Source organism: Faecalibacillus sp. MSK20_93 (assembly GCF_020589945.1).
In the GTDB taxonomy this organism is placed as follows: domain Bacteria; phylum Bacillota_I; class Bacilli_A; order Erysipelotrichales; family Coprobacillaceae; genus Faecalibacillus; species Faecalibacillus intestinalis.
In genome coordinates, this window is record NZ_JAJDKA010000003.1 from 96,109 (window position 1) to 114,216 (window position 18,108).

An 18,108-nucleotide genomic window follows, 5' to 3' on the forward strand; every position below is an offset into this window, starting at 1 on the left:
GTTATAATAGGTAAGATTTTTGAGGTGTAATATGAACAAATTAATAATACTATTAAAACAATTGAATATAATCGAAGATGTTAATGTTTTATTACATGCTTCATTGAAAAAAGTTATTGTACATCATGATAACCATTATACATTTTATATATTGAGTAAGGATTTGATTCCATTTACAGAGTATCAACTCTTACTTGATCATGGTCTTGATTTTCCTTACCCGGCTGAATTTGTAATTTGTTATGATGATTTTAATTTTGAGTCAAAAGATGTTTCACTTTATTTAGGGTATATTATTGAAAAACTAAAACAAATTTCACCATTATTTTCTTCGTTGAAAATCGAAGATATTGAAATTAAACAAACTATATCGATTGGTTTGTTAAATGAAATACAATTGGAACAATTCAAACAATTAAAATCAATAATTAAAAAGTATTTTGTGGAAATTGGAATAGAGAAAGATTTTAGTTTTTATGTTAAACAAGATAATGATGAATTAAATAATTTATTACAAGAAATGGACAGCTATGAACCAATGAAAATAGATATGTCCGAAATAAAAAAATCGGAACCAGTAAAATCAACTGTAGATTATAAAAATAATTATCGAAAACCAAAGGGTGACGCAACTTTTTTAAAGTTATCTGAAATTAACAGTCAAACGATGGAAAATAATTGTACGATTCAAGGGTATGTCTTTAAAACTGAATTAATCAAAACACGTGCAGGAAAACATATTCAAACATTATGGATCACTGACTATACGGATTCAATTATGGTAAAACGCTTTGAAAACAATACAACTAATACTTTAGAGGATATTAAAGTACTAGATAAAGGTAAAGTGTGGATCAAAGCAACAGGAGAAATTCGTTTAGATAATTATGCAAGAGAAACAGTTATGATGGCTCGCCAAATAGAAGTTATTAAAGAACCAGCAAGAAGGCAAGACACTGCGGAAGTTAAAAGAGTTGAACTTCATACACATTCTAAGATGTCAGCAATGGATGGAATAGGCAATGTTTCGGATTATATTAATCAAGTGGCCAAATGGGGACACAAAGCAATTGCAGTTACTGATCATGGAAACGTTCAATCATTTCCTGAAGCTCAAGCAGCTAGTTTAAAAGCGGGCATTAAGATGATCTATGGTGTTGAATTAAATATGATAGAACCTTATTTTAATATTGTTTTTAATGAAAAAGATATGTCTATTGAAGATGCCACATATGTATCATTTGACTTGGAAACAACTGGTTTTTCTGTTATCCATGATGGGATTACAGAATTTGGTGCAGTTAAAATTAAAAATGGTGAAGTGATTGATCGCTTACAAAGTTTTGTAAATCCTGGTAAAAAGATTGGAACACGTGTTTCTCAACTTACAAATATTACAAATGAAATGGTTGCTGATGCACCAACAATTAAAGAGTTTTTACCACAAATATTAGAATTCTTTGGTGATGCTATTTTAGTGGCTCACAATGCTAAATTTGACATTGGTTTTTTAAATGAAAGTTTAAAGAGGTTAAATCAAAAACCTATAACTAATCCGGTTATTGATTCTTTGGCATTAGCAAGAGCTATTATGAAACCAATGAAATCTTATCGTTTAGGAAATGTATGTCGTGTTTATCGTGTAAATTATGACGATGATGTAGCACATAGAGCTGATTATGATGCTGAAGTTTTAGGTGCTGTATTTACAACGATGTTACATTCTATTATGCAAAGTGGAAATTATAATTTACTTGATTTAAATAAATTACAAAAAGACGATGCTTATAAAATCGTTTTCCCATATCATATGACAGCACTTGCTTTGAACAAAGAAGGTTTAAAAAATATGTTTAAAATTGTTTCTGAAGCAAATACAACTTATTTCCATGATGGTTCTCGTATTCCAAAAGAAAGATTGGAATATTATCGTAAAGGATTGCTATATGGGACTAGCTGTTATCGTTCAGATGTTTTTGAAGCAGCTTTGAATTCTTCGGATGAAAAGTTGGAACAATTGTTAGAATTTTATGATTATGTGGAAATACAACCTTTTCAAGATTACTATCATTTAATTGATCGTGGACAAATTGAATCTGAAGAAAATTTAATTATTTCAATAAAACGTCTTATTACAGCAGCAAAAAAATTAAATAAACTTATTGTAGCTACTGGAGATGTCCATTTTTTAGATGAAAAGGATAAAATTTATCGAGATGTTTTTATATCACAACCCAAAATTGGGATTGGACATCGTGCTCATCCTTTATGTGACCGAAAAAATCCACGTGCATTTACACCATCTCAATATTTAAGAACAACAGATGAAATGTTAATATGTTATGATTATCTACCAGCGGATGAAGTATATGAATATGTTGTAACAAATACAAACAAAATCGCAGATATGGTTGAAGAAATTCGACCAATTCATGATAAATTATTTACACCAACAATTGATAATGCAGATGAAAATTTAACAAAGATTTGTTATGATACAGCACATCGACTTTATGGTGAAAAATTACCCGAAATTGTGGAAAAAAGATTAGAAAAAGAATTAAGTAATATCATTAAACATGGGTTTGGGGTTATTTATTATATTTCCCACTTACTAGTAAAAAAATCAAATGATGATGGTTATCTAGTAGGTTCCAGAGGTTCGGTAGGATCTTCATTCGTTGCAACAATGTCAGGAATTACAGAAGTAAATCCGTTACCACCACATTATCTATGTCTTCATTGTAGTCATAGTGAATTTTTAGAAGAAGGTGTTGCTGCTGATGGTTATGATTTACCTGATAAGATTTGCCCTGTATGTGGTAAACCAATGAAAGGTGAAGGACATAATATTCCGTTCGAAACTTTCTTAGGTTTCAATGCGGATAAAGTACCTGATATCGACTTAAATTTCTCGGGAGCGTATCAAGCAAATGCTCATGCATTTACTAAAACTATTTTTGGAGAAGATCATGTCTTTAGAGCAGGAACAATTTCTACAGTTGCTGAAAAAACAGCTTATGGTTATGCAAAAGGATATGCTGAAACATTAGGAATTGATAATGAAGTACGTAGTGCTGAACTTGAAAGAATTGCTCGAGGGTGTGGTGGCGTTAAACGTACGACCGGCCAACATCCAGGAGGAATTATTGTTATTCCTAGAGATTATGATGTTTTTGATTTCACGCCTTACCAATATCCAGCAGATGATTTATCTGCTGAATGGCGTACGACTCACTTTGATTTCCATGCTATTCATGATAACGTTTTGAAATTCGATATTTTAGGACACGTTGATCCGACCGTTATTCGTATGTTACAAGATTTAACAGGTGTTGATCCTAAAACAATTCCAACAAACGATACAAAAGTTATGTCACTTTTTACAACGAGTGATGCTTTAGGTGTTGATTTATCCTATATCAATTGCAAGAGTGGTGCTTTAGGATTACCTGAATTTGGTACAACCTTTGTACGTAGTATGTTAGATCAGACAAAACCACAAACTTTTAATGATTTAGTAATCATTTCGGGGCTTTCACATGGAACAGATGTTTATTTAGGTAATGCAGAGACGTTGATTAAAAATGGAACATGTACCTTAAAAGAAGTTATTGGATGTCGTGATGATATTATGGTTTATTTGATTGAAAAAGGCCTTCCTAATAAAGATGCTTTTGACATCATGGAATGTGTTCGTAAAGGAAAATCACCTGCAGTTTTCCCAGAAAAGAAATACGAAGAATTAATGAAAGAATACAATGTTCCTCAATGGTATATTGATTCATGTAAGAAAATTAAATACATGTTCCCTAAAGCACATGCGGTAGCCTATGTTTTATCAGCTATTCGTGTAGCTTGGTGGAAATTATATTATCCAAGAGAATATTATGCAGTATATTTTTCCACAAGATGTGATTTTTTTGATATTGAAACATTAGTTGCTGGTAAAGATGCTATTCTTTCAAGAAGAAAAGAAATTGAAATGTTAAGGGAAAACAGACAATCTTCAAATAAGGATGAAGGATTGTGGGATGTGTTTGAAATTGCGTTAGAAATGATTGATCGAGGCTTCCATTTTAGTCCTTTAAACTTAGAAAAGTCTGATGCCAATAAATTCATTTTAGATCCAGATGATCCAAGTGGCTTACTTCCACCGTTTAGTTCAGTTGATTCATTAGGTGAATCGGTAGCTAATACTGTTATTGAGGCACGTAAACATGGTTCTTTCTTATCTAAAGAAGACGTGATTAAAAGGACTAAATTGAACAATTCGCATATTAAACAACTAACAAAAATGGGTGTTTTTGATGGTATGCAAGAAGAAAATCAATTATCACTTTTCTAGTGACTTGATTATAAATGAAAAATGTGCTATATTACTTATAGTTTCATAAAGAGAAACGAGTGGGGGAACCCACTCTTTATTATTGAATGGGGTGAAAAAATGGAGTTATTGGAAAGTATTAAAGAAATGGTCTTACCTTTGATCGAACAAAATGATTGTTATTTAGATGATATTGAATATGTAAAAGATAATAATGAAATGTATTTACGTATTTATATCGAAAAAAATGAAGGGTATCTAGATATGGATACATGTGTTGCGGTAAGTGAGTTAATTAGTGATAAACTTGACGAAACTGATCCAATTAAAGATGAATACATTTTAGAAGTCTCTTCACCTGGAATTGAAAAACCATTAAAAACTTTTGAACAAGTTCAAAAATCTGTTGGTGAATATGTTTATGCAAAATTTAAAAATCCTAAAGCCGGATTATATGAAGTTGAAGGATATTTAAAATCTGTTGATAATCAAGAATTAGAATTTGAATATCTTGTAAAAAATATAAAGAAAAAAATTGTTGTCAATTATGATAACATTCAATTTATACGATTAGCTGTAAAATTTTAGGAGGAAATAAAAGTGGCTAGTAACAGAAAATTTATGAGCGCCTTAAATGCTTTATGTGAAGAAAAAGGTATTGAAAAAGACGTGTTTTTAGAAATGTTAAAGGAATCAATTGCAAAAGCTTATAAAAAAAATTATATGGTTCCAGAAGCAAATGTACGTGTAGAAATTAATGAAAAAACTGGAAAAATTAGATTATTTGAAATTAGAACAGTTGTTGATGATTTAGAAGATGAAGATTTAGAAGTATCTTTAGATGAAGCACATGATATCAACCCAAATTATCAAGTGGGTGATATTGTAGAAACTGAAGCAGATGTAGATCATATTGGTCGTTTAGCAGCAATTCAAACAAAACAACTTTTCAGACAAAAAATACGCGAAACTGAAAAAGAAACATTATATAATGAATTTGCTGATAAAAAAGATGATATCATTACAGGTATTGTTGATCGTGTTGAACCTAAATTTGCTATTATCAATATTGGAAAAACTGGAGCATTTTTAGGACTAAATCAACAAATTCCTGGAGAAACATTACATGAAGGACAACATGTCAAAGTATATGTAAGTGACGTTGATCGTGGAACTAAAGGAACACATATCGTTGTAAGCAGAACAGAACCACAATTTGTAAGAAGATTATTTGAATTAGAAGTTCCTGAAGTTTATGATGGTACAGTTGAAATTAAATCTGTTTCTCGTGAACCTGGTGAAAGAAGTAAAATTGCTGTATACACTGCAGTTGAAGGATTAGATCCTATTGGTTCTTGTGTTGGACCTAAGGGTTCAAGAGTTAAAAACGTTGTTGATGAATTACATGGTGAAATGATTGATATCGTTGAATGGTCAAGTGACCCAGTTGTTTATATTTCACATGCATTATCACCTTCAGATGTGTTAACTGTTTCTGTTGATGAAGAAAAACATAGTGCGTTAGTTATTGTACCTGATGATCAATTATCATTAGCTATTGGTAAACGTGGTCAAAATGCTCGTTTAGCAGTAAGACTTACTGGATGGAAAATTGATATTAAATCATTATCTGAAGCAACTGAATTAGGGTTAATGGAAAAAATTCAACAAAAAGAAGAATTACCTGTTGATGAAACATTCCAAGATGAATTTGCTCAAGAAATGCTAGATAACCAAGAAGAAAAAGAAACTGTTGTTGAAGAAAAAGAAAATATCGAAAATGAAGTTGAAGAAGTCACTTCAGAATCCGATGTAGAAGATTATGAAGATTTTGATGATTATGAAGATGATGAATACAGTAAATATGATGAAGATATCGACTATGACGAATATGACAAATATTATGATGAAGATTAGGATGAGATAGAATGAGAAAAATTCCACTTAGAAAATGTCTTGCAACAAATGAACAATTACCTAAAAAAGAATTAATTCGTGTTGTAAGAAATAAAGAAGGTCAAGTATTTGTAGATGCTACTGGTAAAATGAATGGACGAGGTGCTTATTTAAAAAGAAGCTTAGAAGCAATCGAAATTGCTAAAAAGAAAAAAGTTTTATCTCGTTCTTTACAAGTAGAAATTCCTGATGAAATTTTTGAGGAGTTAAAAAAATATTGTGATGAATAAAAAATATTTAAATTTATTAGGGCTTGCTAATGTTGCAAAGGGAATTGTTTCAGGAGAAACTTTGATAAAAAGTATCGCTGCAAATGAAACAAAACTTGTTGTTATTGCAAATGATGCTAGTGCTAATACTAAGAAAAAAATTACTGATAAATGTCATTTTTATCATGTTGATTATTTCATTGTTGATGAAAATATTGAAACCATTTCAAAAGCAGTTGGAAAAAATAATCGCGTTGCATTAGGTATTACAAATCAAGGGTTTGCGAAAAAAATAAAAGAATTGATAGGAGGTTGATTTTATGGCAAAACAATTTAAAAAGAAAAAAGGTTCTCAAAAGAAGAAACAATTACAATCAAACTTTCCTGCAAAGAAAGAAACATCAGTAATAAAAGATGGTGTGATTTCCTATGAAGAAGGAATTACAGTTGGTGAACTAGCTGAAAAGCTAGGACAAACACCTGCTAATGTTATAAAAGTATTATTTTTATTAGGAACTATGGTAACAATCAATTCATCATTAAATGATGAACAAGTTGAATTAATTTGTTTAGAATATGGTTGTGAATGTGAAAAACATGTTCCAGTAGATGAAGTTAATTTTGAAAATATTGAAGTTGTGGATGATGAAGCTGATTTACAACCAAGATGTCCAGTTGTAACAATTATGGGACATGTTGATCATGGAAAAACAACATTACTAGATACTATTAGAAAATCTGCAGTTGTTGATGGTGAATTTGGTGGTATTACTCAACATATTGGTGCTTATCAAGTAGAAGTAAACGGTAAAAAAGTTACATTTTTAGATACACCAGGTCATGAAGCTTTTACAGCAATGAGAGCACGTGGAGCACAAGTGACTGATATTGTTATTATCGTTGTTGCTGCTGATGATGGTGTGATGCCTCAAACAAAAGAAGCTATTGACCATGCAAAAGCTGCAGGAGTTCCTATCGTTGTTGCAATTAATAAGATTGATAAAGAAGGTGCTGATCCTGAAAGAATTAAAGCTGAAATGGCTGAAGAAGGATTATTACCTGAAGAATGGGGTGGAGATACTGTTTATTGTGAAATCTCTGCTAAAAAGAAAATTGGTATTGAAGAGTTATTAGAAACATTAACGGTTGTTGCTGAATTAGCTGATTTAAAAGCAAATCCTAATCGTTATGCATATGGTAGTGTTGTTGAGGGTAAACTTGATAAAGGTAGAGGAGCTGTTGCAACATTATTGGTTGAAAACGGAACTTTACGTGCAAGCGATCCAATCGTTGTTGGTGCTGCTTATGGTAGAGTAAGACAAATGTTAGACGATAAAGGACGTGTTATTAAAGAAGCATTACCAGGTACACCAGTAGAAATTACAGGTTTAAATGAAGTTCCTGTTGCCGGTGATAAATTTATGGTTTTCGAAACTGAAAAACAAGCACGTAGTGTTGGTGAAACACGTATGAAAGCTAAAATTGAAAAAGATCGTAATTCTGGAGCTGCTTTATCTCTTGATGATTTGTATTCTCAAATTAAAGAAGGTCAAATTATTGATTTAAATATTATTGTTAAAGCGGATGTACAAGGAACTGCAGAAGCTGTAAAAGCTTCATTAGAAAAAATCGATGTAGATGGTGTGCGTGTTAACGTTATTCGTTCAACTGTTGGTGCAATTTCTGAATCTGATGTTATTTTAGCAAGTGCCTCTCAAGCAATTATTTATGGTTTTAATGTAAGACCAGATGCAAAAGTTAGAAATAAAGCAGAAGAAGAAAATGTTGAAATTCGTCTTCATAATGTTATTTATAAAATGGTTGAAGAAATTGAAACTGCAATGAAAGGTATGTTAGCACCAGAATATCATGAAGTAATTACTGGTCAAGCAGAAATTAGACAAGTTATTAAAGCAAGTAAAATAGGAAATATCGCAGGATGTTATGTTACCGATGGTTCAATTAAAAGAAACTGTGGTATTCGTTTGATTCGTGATGGTATTGTTATATACGAAGGAAAACTTGCTTCACTTAGACGTTTTAAAGATGATGTTAAAGAAGTCAATGCTGGTTTTGAATGTGGTTTAAACATTGAAAACTATAATGATATTAAAGAAGGCGATATCATTGAAGGTTATGTTATGGAAGAAGTAGAAAAGAAATAGGAGTTGAGTCTTATGTCATTAAAAACAGATAGAATAAATACTCAAATTTTAAGAGAAGTTTCTTTGATTTTACAAAATGAAGTACGTGATAGAGATTTACGTATGTGTACAATTACTGCTGTTGAAACAACAAATGATTTATCTATTTCTAAAGTGTATGTTACTTTTTTAGGAAAAAATTATAATCAAGAAAAAGGAATGGAAGCATTAGAAAGATCTAAAGGATTCATTCGTAATTTACTTGCTAAAAAATTAAAAGTAAGAAAGTGTCCTGAATTACATTTTGTTTTAGATACTTCTTTAGAATATGGAAATAAAATTGAAAGTATTATTAATTCATTACATGAAAAAGATTAGAAATAATCTTTTTCTTTTTTTTAGAATTTATTTTATGATATAATGAAAATACTGATAGGAGGATTATTATGGTAGAATTATCTAATGATTTATTAACTGTTTCTTTACATCCAAAAGGAGCAGAAATTATTTCAATTAAAGGAAAAAAAGATCAATTGAATTATATGTGGAGAAGAGATGCATCTCAATGGGCAAACAGTGCACCTATTTTATTTCCAATTGTTGGAGCAATAAAAAATGATACATGTGTGATTAATGGTAAAGAGTATCATATGACGCAACATGGTTTTGCAAGACACAATGAATTTGAAACAAACCAAGTTAGTGATACTGAAGTAATATTCTCATTAAGATCTAATGATGAAATTATAAAACAATATCCTTTCTTATTTGAATTAAATGTCACATATAGACTTGTTGAAAATAAATTAAAATGTCATATTGAAGTAAAAAATACGGATCATCAACCTATTTATTTCCAAGTTGGAGGACATCCTGCTTTTGCTTGTCCATTTATGGAAAATGAATCAAGCAACGATTATTATTTAGAATTTTCAGAAAATGAAACATGTAATCGAAAAATAATTGATGTTGAAAAAAGAGGTATGTCAAGAGTTGAAAAACCTTTCTTTGATAATGAAAAAAGATTTTTTGTTAGACAAGAGCTTTTTAATACAGATGCAATTGTTATTAAAAATTTTAAATCAGAAAATATTGCTCTTAAATCATTAAATCATGATAAATCAATTGTTTTTCATATGAATGGTTTTGACCATGTTGGACTTTGGGCCGCAAAACATGTTGGTGGATTAATTGCTATTGAACCATGGGTTGGACATGCTGACTATACTGATTTTAATGGTGAATTTAAAGAAAAAGAAAGTTGTGTTGAATTACCTGTTGGTAAAAATTTTGAAGTTGAATTTGCTGTAGAAATTAACCAATAATGACAATTTTTTTAACTTTTGTAGATTATACTTTGCTTATGAAAGTTAAACTTATAGAATGTACTCATGAATTAGACTTACAAGATGAAATTAATGATTTTCTTAAACTGGGATATCATATAATACGGATGCATTATTGTGTTGCAATGTGTTTTTCATCTGAATTAGAATACTCTTTTAGTTGTTTAATTGAATATGATGATAAAGGTCCTAAATAAAAGGACTTTTATTTTTGCATAGATTTTATATTATTGGTTAAAATAATTAACGGAGGTGAAACATATGGCAAAAGATGTAAGATGTTCAGTTACGACATGTGCATATCATGATTCTAATAATAAATGTTTGGCCAATGAGATTAAAGTTTCAAAATGTAATTGTAGTTCACCATGTGATGAGCAAGAAACAGAGTGCGGAACTTTTAAATTAAAATAGGATTATTTCCTATTTTAATTTTTTTTTATTGTCTCTATGTTATAATATAAAAGGTGATTATATGAAAAATAGATTAATTATTTTTTTATCTTTATTTATTTTATTAGGTTGTTCAAGTCAAAAAAATACAACATCTTATTCAAAAAAACAATATAATGAATATGTTAGTTATTATAATCGTTTAAAGATGTCTACTTCATTTGATGAAAGCTGTGATGATTGTTCAATTCAATTAGTTACTAATAAAATATCAAATAAAAAAATACGGTATGATATTATCATTAATAATCCTGTTATTGAAATGAAAAATATTAAAGCAATCGCATTTATTGATAAAAAGGATAAAAATATTCCGAGTATTGGTTTATTAGAAAAGGATACTTTTTCATTAAAGCCTAATTATATTGATAAGAAGAATGGTTATTATAAAGGCATCAATTTATCAGGAACAACATCCAAAAACAAATTTGATGTTAAGCTCTATTTAACATATAACACAGAGGATAAACAAATAGAAAGGTATATTATTTTACATGGTAATGCGACTTGATAAATTATTAGCTCATTATGGTATCGGAACTAGAAAAGAAGTAAAAAATTATATTAGAAAAGGTTTTGTTACTGTTAATGGAAGTATTATAAAAAAGGATGATTTTAAAGTAGATTATGAAACAGATAAAATTATCTTTGATGGTGAGCTTATTACATATAAACCATATGTCTATATTATGCTTAATAAACCTGCTGGTTATGTTTCTGCTACAAAAGATAATGTTCATCCTACAGTTGTTGATTTGATTTATGGTTATGAACAGTATGATTTATTTCCAGTAGGAAGGTTAGATTTGGATACGGAGGGTTTATTATTACTAACAAATGATGGAGATTTTGCACATAAGTTATTAGCACCTAGTCGACATCATTCTAAATTGTACTATGCATGTGTCGAAGGAATAATGGATGAAAATGATATTTTAAAGTTTAAAGAAGGAATTACTATTGATCATTATAGATGTCAAAGTTCAAATTTATCCATTATAAAAACTGAAGATAATACATCTGAAGTATTAATTGAAATTTTTGAAGGAAAGTTTCATCAAGTGAAAAAAATGGTAGAAAGTGTCGGTAAAAAAGTAACTTATTTAAAAAGGTTACAGATGAAGAATTTAAAATTAGATACTTCTTTACAAATTGGAAAATTTAGAGAATTATCCGAAGATGAATTAGTCGACTTAATGAATGATTTGTGATACTATTTGTATAAAAAATAAGGAGGATTTTTTGTGAGATTAAGAAACAACCCAAAAGCTTATGAAATTATGGAAGAGAATGCTGATTTAGTTATCTTAAAGCCTGAAGAACATAAAGGTCATTATCATGATATATTTGAAATAAATCAGCCATTATATATAGAAATTGGAATGGGGAAAGGCGATTTTATTTATCAAAATGCTTTAAAACATCCAGAAAACAATTACATAGGGATTGAAAAATTTCCAAGTGTCTTAGCAGCAGCAATTAATAAAATTAATAAAAATCAATCATTGCCTAATTTAAAATTAATGCATTTTGATGCAATTGAATTAGAAAATGTTTTTGAAAATGGTGAAATTGATCATTTATTTTTAAATTTTAGTGATCCTTGGCCCAAAAAAAAACATGCAAAAAGACGTTTAACGTCTTCAGCGTTTTTAAATGTTTATCGTCGATTATTGAAAAAAGATGGTGTTATTGAATTTAAAACAGATAATCGAGGTCTATTTGAATATTCATTACAGTCAGTAACAGAAAATAATTATCATTTAGATTATGTTTCTTTAGATTTACATAATTCTCCAGAAGCAGGTGATAATATTATGACAGAATATGAAAGAAAATTTTCAGTAAATGGACCTATTTATAAAATGATTATTAGTGATTGTAAGGAGTAAAAAAATGGATCAATTAATTGAAATAAACTCATTAGAAGAATATGAAAAAGCTATTCAAACAAAATCAATCATCTTATTTACAGCTTCTTGGTGTCCTGATTGTATGTTTATCAAACCTTTTATAGGTAATGTTGTAAAAAAATATCCAAATTTTACATTTTATAGTATTAATAGAGATTATTTTATTGATTTATGTCAAGATTTAGATATTTTAGGAATACCTTCTTTTGTCAGCTATGAAAATGGACAAGAGACAGGTCGCTTTGTAAGTAAATTAAGAAAAACGCAAGAAGAAATAGAAACATTTATACAATCAATAAAATAAAGTGTATTGAAGGAAGGAGTTATTATGTTTAAACATTTTTTTAAAAAATCAAACGATGATGATATTTTTGAAACTGTAGACCCAATTGTTGAACAAAGAAGAAATGAAAAGTTTTCTAAACCACTTATTTATGACGAAGAATTTAAAAAAGAAGAAGTTACTAAAAAAAGTGAAGGTCAACAAGTACCAAAAGAAACTACTTCCAAAAATGTTAAAAAGGTTGAAAAAAAAGTAGAAAAGAAAGAAGAACCCGAAATTAAGAAAAATTATGAAATGATGGATATCATTTCTCCAATGTTTGGAATGCATGAAGAAAAAAAAGAAATAGTTAAAACAGTTAAGAAAAATTCAGTAAAAAAACCAAAGAAAAAAGATAATTCACTTGTTCAAGTAATATCTCCGTATTATGGTAATTTTGAAGAAAAAGAAGAAACAGATAGTGAAGCTGTTCTTACTGCTGTTGAAGATTCAAAAGATTTTCAAGATGAAACAAATACTGATGCTGAAAAAACAATAGAACCCGAAATCGTTGAAGAAGAAAAGCTTCCAACAGTTGAAGATAATTTAAGAAATATTGCTAAAATTGTTGAAGAAGAACAAGATCAACTTAAAATTATTGAGGAACGAACAGGGGAGTTTAAACTTGATTTTGGTCAAAAAAAATCAGAGGAACAAAATTCTTTAATTGATGAAATTGATGACAATATGTCTTTGGATGAATTGATGAGTCTGTATGAAAAGAAATTTAAGGATTAGTGATGATTAAAGGAATTGGTGTAGATATTTGTGATTTAAGAAGATTAAATCATTTGGATCAACTTGCAAAGAAAATTTTACATGTAGATGAATTTTCTTTGTATTTATCAAAAGGTAATGATAAAGCAAAAAGAGAATTTGTGGGTGGTAGATTTGCAGTCAAAGAGGCATTTGTAAAAGCAGCAGGTTATAAATCATTTAAGGAGATATGCTGTTTAAATGATGAAAATGGTAAACCCTATATTAAAGATGAGCCTTGTCATGTTTCTATTTCTCATGAAAATCATTATGCAGTTGCCTTTGTTGTTATTGAAAATAATGACCCTAATCAATAAAGTATAGAGTAATAAAACATTAATAAATATATCTTAGGATATATTTATTAATGTTTTTTATTTGTTTTTTAGTCGTTTAAATAGACCTTTTAGTCGATTTAGCATGATTATTTTTTTATAAGAACTATGATAATACTAAGGAGGATCGTTTATGTTAAATTCAATTTCTTTAGTAGGAAAAATAGTAAAAAATGTATATCATGTTGAAAACATGGCTTTTATTGACATTGAGGTTAAAAGACCATTTCCTGAGGAGATAGGAAAAGAAAAATTTGATGTTTTTTCTATTGCTTTGTGGAAGGGGCTCGAAGACATGATGTCTGATGTTACTCAAATTGGAATGATTATTGCTGTTAGAGGGCGTTTAATAGCTAATAAATTTACAATGGCTAATTATGATTTTAAAGAAGTGATTATATATGGAGAACTCATTGAAATTTTAAACAAATATTTTTAAATAAATAAATTGTCATTTATATTGTTTTTTGATAAAATCTATTATTGAAAGTCGGTGAAAATAAATGACAATTAATCAAGATAAAATAAGAAATTTTTCAATCATAGCGCATATTGATCATGGGAAAAGTACTTTAGCGGATCGTATTTTAGAAATGACCGGTGCGGTTTCAAATAGAGAGATGAAGGCTCAACTATTAGACAGCATGGAGTTAGAACGTGAAAGAGGCATTACAATCAAATTGAATGCTGTTCAACTTCAATACAAAGCAAAAGATGGAAATACCTATCTTTTACATCTTATTGATACTCCTGGCCATGTCGATTTTACTTATGAAGTATCTCGTTCATTAGCTGCATGTGAAGGAGCAGTGTTAGTTGTAGATGCAGCACAAGGTGTGGAAGCACAAACATTGGCAAATGTCTATTTGGCTTTAGATAATGATTTGGAAATTTTACCAGTTATAAATAAGGTAGATTTACCTAGTGCAAACCCTGAACATGTTATTCAAGAAATCGAAGATGTTATTGGATTGCCTGCAGACCATGCACCTCGTATCTCGGCTAAAAGTGGCTTAAACGTTGAAGATGTGTTAGAGATGATTGTTAAAGAGGTTCCTGCACCAAGTGGGAATATTAATCATCCTACTCAAGCACTTATTTTTGATTCATTTTATGATAGCTATAGAGGTGTTGTTGTATTCGTTAGAATTAAAGAAGGATCTATAAAGGTTGGAGATACAATTAAATTTATGGCTACAGGAGCTACTTACGAAGTAACTGAATTAGGTGTAAGAACTCCTGCAGAAGTTAAAAAAGATAAATTAGTTTGTGGGGAAGTTGGATGGATATCAGCTTCTATTAAATCTATTCAAAATGTTCATGTAGGGGATACAATAACAACTTTAGAAAATGAAAGTCATGAGCAATTGCCAGGGTATAGAAAGTTAAATCCTATGGTTTATTGTGGATTATATCCAGTTGATAATTCTAAGTATAAAAATTTACGAGAAGCATTGGAAAAAATACAACTTAGTGATTCGTCTCTTGTCTTTGAACCAGAAACATCACAAGCATTGGGATTTGGTTTTAGATGCGGTTTTTTAGGATTATTACACATGGATGTTATTCAAGAAAGATTAGAAAGAGAGTTTGATTTAGAACTTATTGCTACTGCACCATCTGTTATTTATAAAGTATTTTTAACAGATAAAACAATGGTTGAAATTGACAATCCTGCAATGATGCCATCTCCACAAGTAATAAATTATATTGAAGAGCCTTATGTAAAAGCTTCAATTATGACTCCAAATGAGTATATTGGATCTATCATGGAACTATGTCAATCAAAACGAGGAGAATATGTTGATATAGATTATATTGATGAAACACGTCGTAATATTATTTATAATATTCCTTTATCAGAAATTGTTTATGATTTCTTTGATAAATTGAAATCTAGTACAAAGGGATACGCCTCATTTGATTATGAATTAATAGGATATCGAGAAAGTAAATTGCAAAAAATGGATATTTTATTAAATGGTGATGTTGTAGATGCTTTATCATCTATTGTTCATAAAGATTTTGCTTATTCAAGAGGAAAAGTAATTTGTGAAAAATTAAAAGAAATTATTCCAAAACAAATGTTTGAAGTTCCTGTACAAGCAGCATTACAAGGTAAGATCATTGCAAGAACTACAATTAAGGCAATGCGTAAAAACGTCCTTGCTAAATGTTATGGTGGGGATATTTCGCGTAAAAAGAAACTTCTAGAAAAACAAAAGGAAGGTAAAAAGAGAATGAAGGCAGTAGGAAGTGTTGAAATTCCACAAGAAGCTTTCATGGCAATATTATCAGTTGATGATGAATAAATAGCAGCAATCGCTGCTATTTTAAATATGTTAAATATGTTAAATAAATTTATATTATCGATTAATTCAAATTTACTAATAATCTAAAGTATAATATAATTGTTCAAGGAAGGAGGAAAAATATGCCAAAGTTTTTTAACAAAAAAACTGCTACTGTAAGATTTCATGGATTTAATGAAGAAAAGAAATATCAAAATAGTAAATCTGATATAATTGTATCTAAAAGATTAATTGAACTAATTGCTGTGACACTTGTTTTAATTTTTATTTTAATTATTAGATTGGCTTATGTACAATTAACTCAAGCTGATACATTAGAAGTCAAACTGGAAACTTATGGAAGTACAACATATACAAATGATGCACCGCGTGGAGAAATCTATGATCGTAATTATACAAAAATCATGGGTAATCAAAATGTTATTTGTGTTGATTATTATGCACCTAAAAAAATTACAAATAAAGAAATTACGTATATTGCAAAATTTTTAAGTGAAAAAATTACAATTGACTTTTCTAAAAATAACGTTAATAACATTACTGAAAGAAATATAAAAGATTATTTTATTATTGCTCATGAAAAATTAGCAGAATCTTTGTTAAGTGACAAAGAGTTAAAAAAATTAAAAACAGAAAACCCTGATGATGCTGATTATTCTAAGGCAAAAACCAATTTGATTGTTTCTAAATTATCTATGGAATATATATATCAAAATATGACACAAGATGAAATAGAACAAACACGTTTTGAATATTTAATGAAACGATGTAAAACAGGTTCTGTAACTTTAGTAGAAGGGATTACAGTCGAAGAAGCTAGTGTTATAGGAGAAAATACAAATATTTTAAAAGGTATTCAAATAAGTAGTGGGTGGTCTCGTCAATCAATGGTGAATGGTCAACTTGGCGCATTGATTGGAAAATTAACAACTAAAAGACAAGGATTGCCTACGGAATTAAAAACAGAATTACTTGCAAAAGGGTATACTGGTAATTCACGAGTCGGTACAAGTGGTTTAGAAAAACAATATGAAGATATTTTAAAAGCATCAAATTCATCATATTCTGTTAAATATAATAGTAATGGTGATCCTATTATCACAAACAATGTTAATGGTGAAAAAGGAGATAACATTCGCTTATCTATTGATTTAGAGTTACAATCTTTTGCTGATGAACTTATTACTAATGAATTAACGACATGTAATAGCTTTAATACTTATTTCAATAAAATGTATTTTGTAATGATGGATCCTAATAATGGAGAAATTTTAGTTATGTCAGCTAAAGAAATTAACAAAGAAACTGGCGAGGTCAAAGATATTTCTACAGGTAACTTTTTAGAAGCGGTAGAAATTGGTTCTACTTCAAAAGCGGGTACATTATATACAGGATTTAAAGAAAATATCATTGTTCCTAATACTTATTTTGTAGATGAGCCGCTTTGGTTTAAAGGTTCTACAAAAGCTAAACAATCATGGAAAACAATGGGAAACATTAATGAAATAGATGCGCTTGCTTGGTCATCAAATGTTTATATGTTTAGAATTGCTATGAAGTTAGCTGGTGTTGAATATGTACCTCATGGCGCTTTAAATGTTGATCTCAATCGTTTTGTCAAAACTCTCTCTACTATCAGAAGGGATTTTGGTGAATTAGGTTTAGGTGTTAAAACTGGATTGGATGTTCCAAATGAAAGTGACGGATATAAAGGAAGAGATACTGCCCCTGGGCATTTATTAGATGCATGTATCGGACAATATGACACATATACTCCAATTCAATTGGCACAATATACATGTACCCTTGCTAATATGGGTAAAAAAGTTCAACCTCATTTCCTTATTGAATCATTTAAAAGTGATGGAGAAGGAAATAGATACACAACTTATAAATTCAAAACAAATATTCAAGATGATGTTTCTTCACAGGCAGATGCATTTAAACAAATAAAAGCTGGAATGCGCGCATGTGTTACAAGAACAGATGGAACATCACATACGTATTGGTCAGAAAAGCCATATGCTGTTTATTG

19 protein-coding genes are annotated in these 18,108 nt (G+C 29.4%); all 19 read left to right on the plus strand.

The genetic code is table 11. The features are described from left to right. The first annotated feature begins 31 nt into the window (after nt 1-31). The gene (locus LJD34_RS01980) at nt 32-4,348 is read left to right on the plus strand and encodes a PolC-type DNA polymerase III (protein ID WP_227359063.1); all 4,317 of its coding nucleotides are present in this window, start codon (nt 32-34) and stop codon (nt 4,346-4,348) included. 99 nt (nt 4,349-4,447) lie between these two features. Further along, a complete protein-coding gene (gene rimP, locus LJD34_RS01985; protein ID WP_032090087.1) occupies nt 4,448-4,915 on the plus strand; it encodes a ribosome maturation factor RimP in 468 nt (155 codons plus the stop codon). A gap of 33 nt (nt 4,916-4,948) precedes the next feature. After that, on the plus strand, nt 4,949-6,244 hold the full coding sequence (gene nusA / locus LJD34_RS01990; protein ID WP_227359073.1) for a transcription termination factor NusA: 1,296 nt from the start codon (nt 4,949-4,951) through the stop codon (nt 6,242-6,244). An 11-nt stretch (nt 6,245-6,255) separates the two neighbouring features. Next, on the plus strand, nt 6,256-6,513 hold the full coding sequence (gene rnpM / locus LJD34_RS01995; protein WP_022001534.1) for an RNase P modulator RnpM: 258 nt from the start codon (nt 6,256-6,258) through the stop codon (nt 6,511-6,513). Beyond that, nucleotides 6,506-6,808: a L7Ae/L30e/S12e/Gadd45 family ribosomal protein gene (locus LJD34_RS02000; protein WP_032090086.1), complete on the plus strand. Its 303-nt coding sequence runs from the start codon at nt 6,506-6,508 to the stop codon at nt 6,806-6,808. Before rnpM ends, LJD34_RS02000 begins: the two co-directional genes overlap by 8 nt. 4 nt (nt 6,809-6,812) lie before the next feature. Further along, nucleotides 6,813-8,657, plus strand: coding sequence for a translation initiation factor IF-2 (infB, locus tag LJD34_RS02005; RefSeq protein ID WP_227359064.1), 1,845 nt, complete (start codon nt 6,813-6,815; stop codon nt 8,655-8,657). Between the two features lie 12 nt (nt 8,658-8,669). Further along, on the plus strand, nt 8,670-9,014 hold the full coding sequence (gene rbfA, locus LJD34_RS02010; protein ID WP_022001537.1) for a 30S ribosome-binding factor RbfA: 345 nt from the start codon (nt 8,670-8,672) through the stop codon (nt 9,012-9,014). A gap of 68 nt (nt 9,015-9,082) precedes the next feature. Beyond that, complete coding sequence (locus LJD34_RS02015) at nt 9,083-9,961, plus strand: aldose 1-epimerase family protein (RefSeq protein WP_227359065.1); 879 nt, start codon at nt 9,083-9,085, stop codon at nt 9,959-9,961. Further along, nucleotides 9,961-10,179, plus strand: coding sequence for a sporulation protein Cse60 (locus LJD34_RS02020; protein ID WP_227359066.1), 219 nt, complete (start codon nt 9,961-9,963; stop codon nt 10,177-10,179). Before LJD34_RS02015 ends, LJD34_RS02020 begins: the two co-directional genes overlap by 1 nt. 64 nt (nt 10,180-10,243) lie before the next feature. Beyond that, nucleotides 10,244-10,396, plus strand: a complete 153-nt coding sequence (locus tag LJD34_RS02025) for a DUF1540 domain-containing protein (RefSeq protein WP_022001540.1) — start codon at nt 10,244-10,246, stop codon at nt 10,394-10,396. Nucleotides 10,397-10,457: 61 nt separating this feature from the next. Beyond that, a complete protein-coding gene (locus LJD34_RS02030; RefSeq protein WP_119363400.1) occupies nt 10,458-10,946 on the plus strand; it encodes a hypothetical protein in 489 nt (162 codons plus the stop codon). Then, on the plus strand, nt 10,930-11,646 hold the full coding sequence (locus LJD34_RS02035) for a pseudouridine synthase (protein WP_081918920.1): 717 nt from the start codon (nt 10,930-10,932) through the stop codon (nt 11,644-11,646). The genes LJD34_RS02030 and LJD34_RS02035 overlap by 17 nt, the downstream gene beginning before the upstream one ends. A 33-nt stretch (nt 11,647-11,679) precedes the next feature. Further along, nucleotides 11,680-12,327, plus strand: coding sequence for a tRNA (guanosine(46)-N7)-methyltransferase TrmB (trmB, locus tag LJD34_RS02040; RefSeq protein WP_227359067.1), 648 nt, complete (start codon nt 11,680-11,682; stop codon nt 12,325-12,327). A gap of 4 nt (nt 12,328-12,331) precedes the next feature. After that, the gene (locus tag LJD34_RS02045) at nt 12,332-12,652 is read left to right on the plus strand and encodes a thioredoxin family protein (protein WP_147580250.1); all 321 of its coding nucleotides are present in this window, start codon (nt 12,332-12,334) and stop codon (nt 12,650-12,652) included. Between the two features lie 24 nt (nt 12,653-12,676). Then, on the plus strand, nt 12,677-13,408 hold the full coding sequence (locus LJD34_RS02050; RefSeq protein ID WP_227359068.1) for a hypothetical protein: 732 nt from the start codon (nt 12,677-12,679) through the stop codon (nt 13,406-13,408). A gap of 2 nt (nt 13,409-13,410) precedes the next feature. Further along, entirely contained in the window at nt 13,411-13,743 is a 333-nt protein-coding gene (gene acpS, locus LJD34_RS02055; RefSeq protein WP_119363397.1) for a holo-ACP synthase, read from the plus strand. A gap of 151 nt (nt 13,744-13,894) precedes the next feature. Continuing rightward, a complete protein-coding gene (locus LJD34_RS02060) occupies nt 13,895-14,200 on the plus strand; it encodes a hypothetical protein (protein ID WP_032090079.1) in 306 nt (101 codons plus the stop codon). Between the two features lie 64 nt (nt 14,201-14,264). Continuing rightward, nucleotides 14,265-16,073, plus strand: coding sequence for a translation elongation factor 4 (lepA, locus tag LJD34_RS02065; RefSeq protein WP_032090078.1), 1,809 nt, complete (start codon nt 14,265-14,267; stop codon nt 16,071-16,073). Between the two features lie 122 nt (nt 16,074-16,195). Next, nucleotides 16,196-18,108 (plus strand): penicillin-binding transpeptidase domain-containing protein (locus tag LJD34_RS02070; RefSeq protein WP_227359069.1); only part of this gene is annotated, 1,913 nt, incomplete at its 3' end.

Bases quoted from the DNA above. Each gene is read 5' to 3' on its own strand.
- LJD34_RS01980 (WP_227359063.1), top strand. From the start codon at position 32: ATGAACAAATTAATAATACTATTAAAACAATTGAATATAATCGAAGAT.
- rimP (WP_032090087.1), top strand. From the start codon at position 4,448: ATGGAGTTATTGGAAAGTATTAAAGAAATGGTCTTACCTTTGATCGAA.
- nusA (WP_227359073.1), top strand. From the start codon at position 4,949: ATGAGCGCCTTAAATGCTTTATGTGAAGAAAAAGGTATTGAAAAAGAC.
- rnpM (WP_022001534.1), top strand. From the start codon at position 6,256: ATGAGAAAAATTCCACTTAGAAAATGTCTTGCAACAAATGAACAATTA.
- LJD34_RS02000 (WP_032090086.1), top strand. From the start codon at position 6,506: ATGAATAAAAAATATTTAAATTTATTAGGGCTTGCTAATGTTGCAAAG.
- infB (WP_227359064.1), top strand. From the start codon at position 6,813: ATGGCAAAACAATTTAAAAAGAAAAAAGGTTCTCAAAAGAAGAAACAA.
- rbfA (WP_022001537.1), top strand. From the start codon at position 8,670: ATGTCATTAAAAACAGATAGAATAAATACTCAAATTTTAAGAGAAGTT.
- LJD34_RS02015 (WP_227359065.1), top strand. From the start codon at position 9,083: ATGGTAGAATTATCTAATGATTTATTAACTGTTTCTTTACATCCAAAA.
- LJD34_RS02020 (WP_227359066.1), top strand. From the start codon at position 9,961: ATGACAATTTTTTTAACTTTTGTAGATTATACTTTGCTTATGAAAGTT.
- LJD34_RS02025 (WP_022001540.1), top strand. From the start codon at position 10,244: ATGGCAAAAGATGTAAGATGTTCAGTTACGACATGTGCATATCATGAT.
- LJD34_RS02030 (WP_119363400.1), top strand. From the start codon at position 10,458: ATGAAAAATAGATTAATTATTTTTTTATCTTTATTTATTTTATTAGGT.
- LJD34_RS02035 (WP_081918920.1), top strand. From the start codon at position 10,930: ATGGTAATGCGACTTGATAAATTATTAGCTCATTATGGTATCGGAACT.
- LJD34_RS02045 (WP_147580250.1), top strand. From the start codon at position 12,332: ATGGATCAATTAATTGAAATAAACTCATTAGAAGAATATGAAAAAGCT.
- LJD34_RS02050 (WP_227359068.1), top strand. From the start codon at position 12,677: ATGTTTAAACATTTTTTTAAAAAATCAAACGATGATGATATTTTTGAA.
- acpS (WP_119363397.1), top strand. From the start codon at position 13,411: ATGATTAAAGGAATTGGTGTAGATATTTGTGATTTAAGAAGATTAAAT.
- LJD34_RS02060 (WP_032090079.1), top strand. From the start codon at position 13,895: ATGTTAAATTCAATTTCTTTAGTAGGAAAAATAGTAAAAAATGTATAT.
- lepA (WP_032090078.1), top strand. From the start codon at position 14,265: ATGACAATTAATCAAGATAAAATAAGAAATTTTTCAATCATAGCGCAT.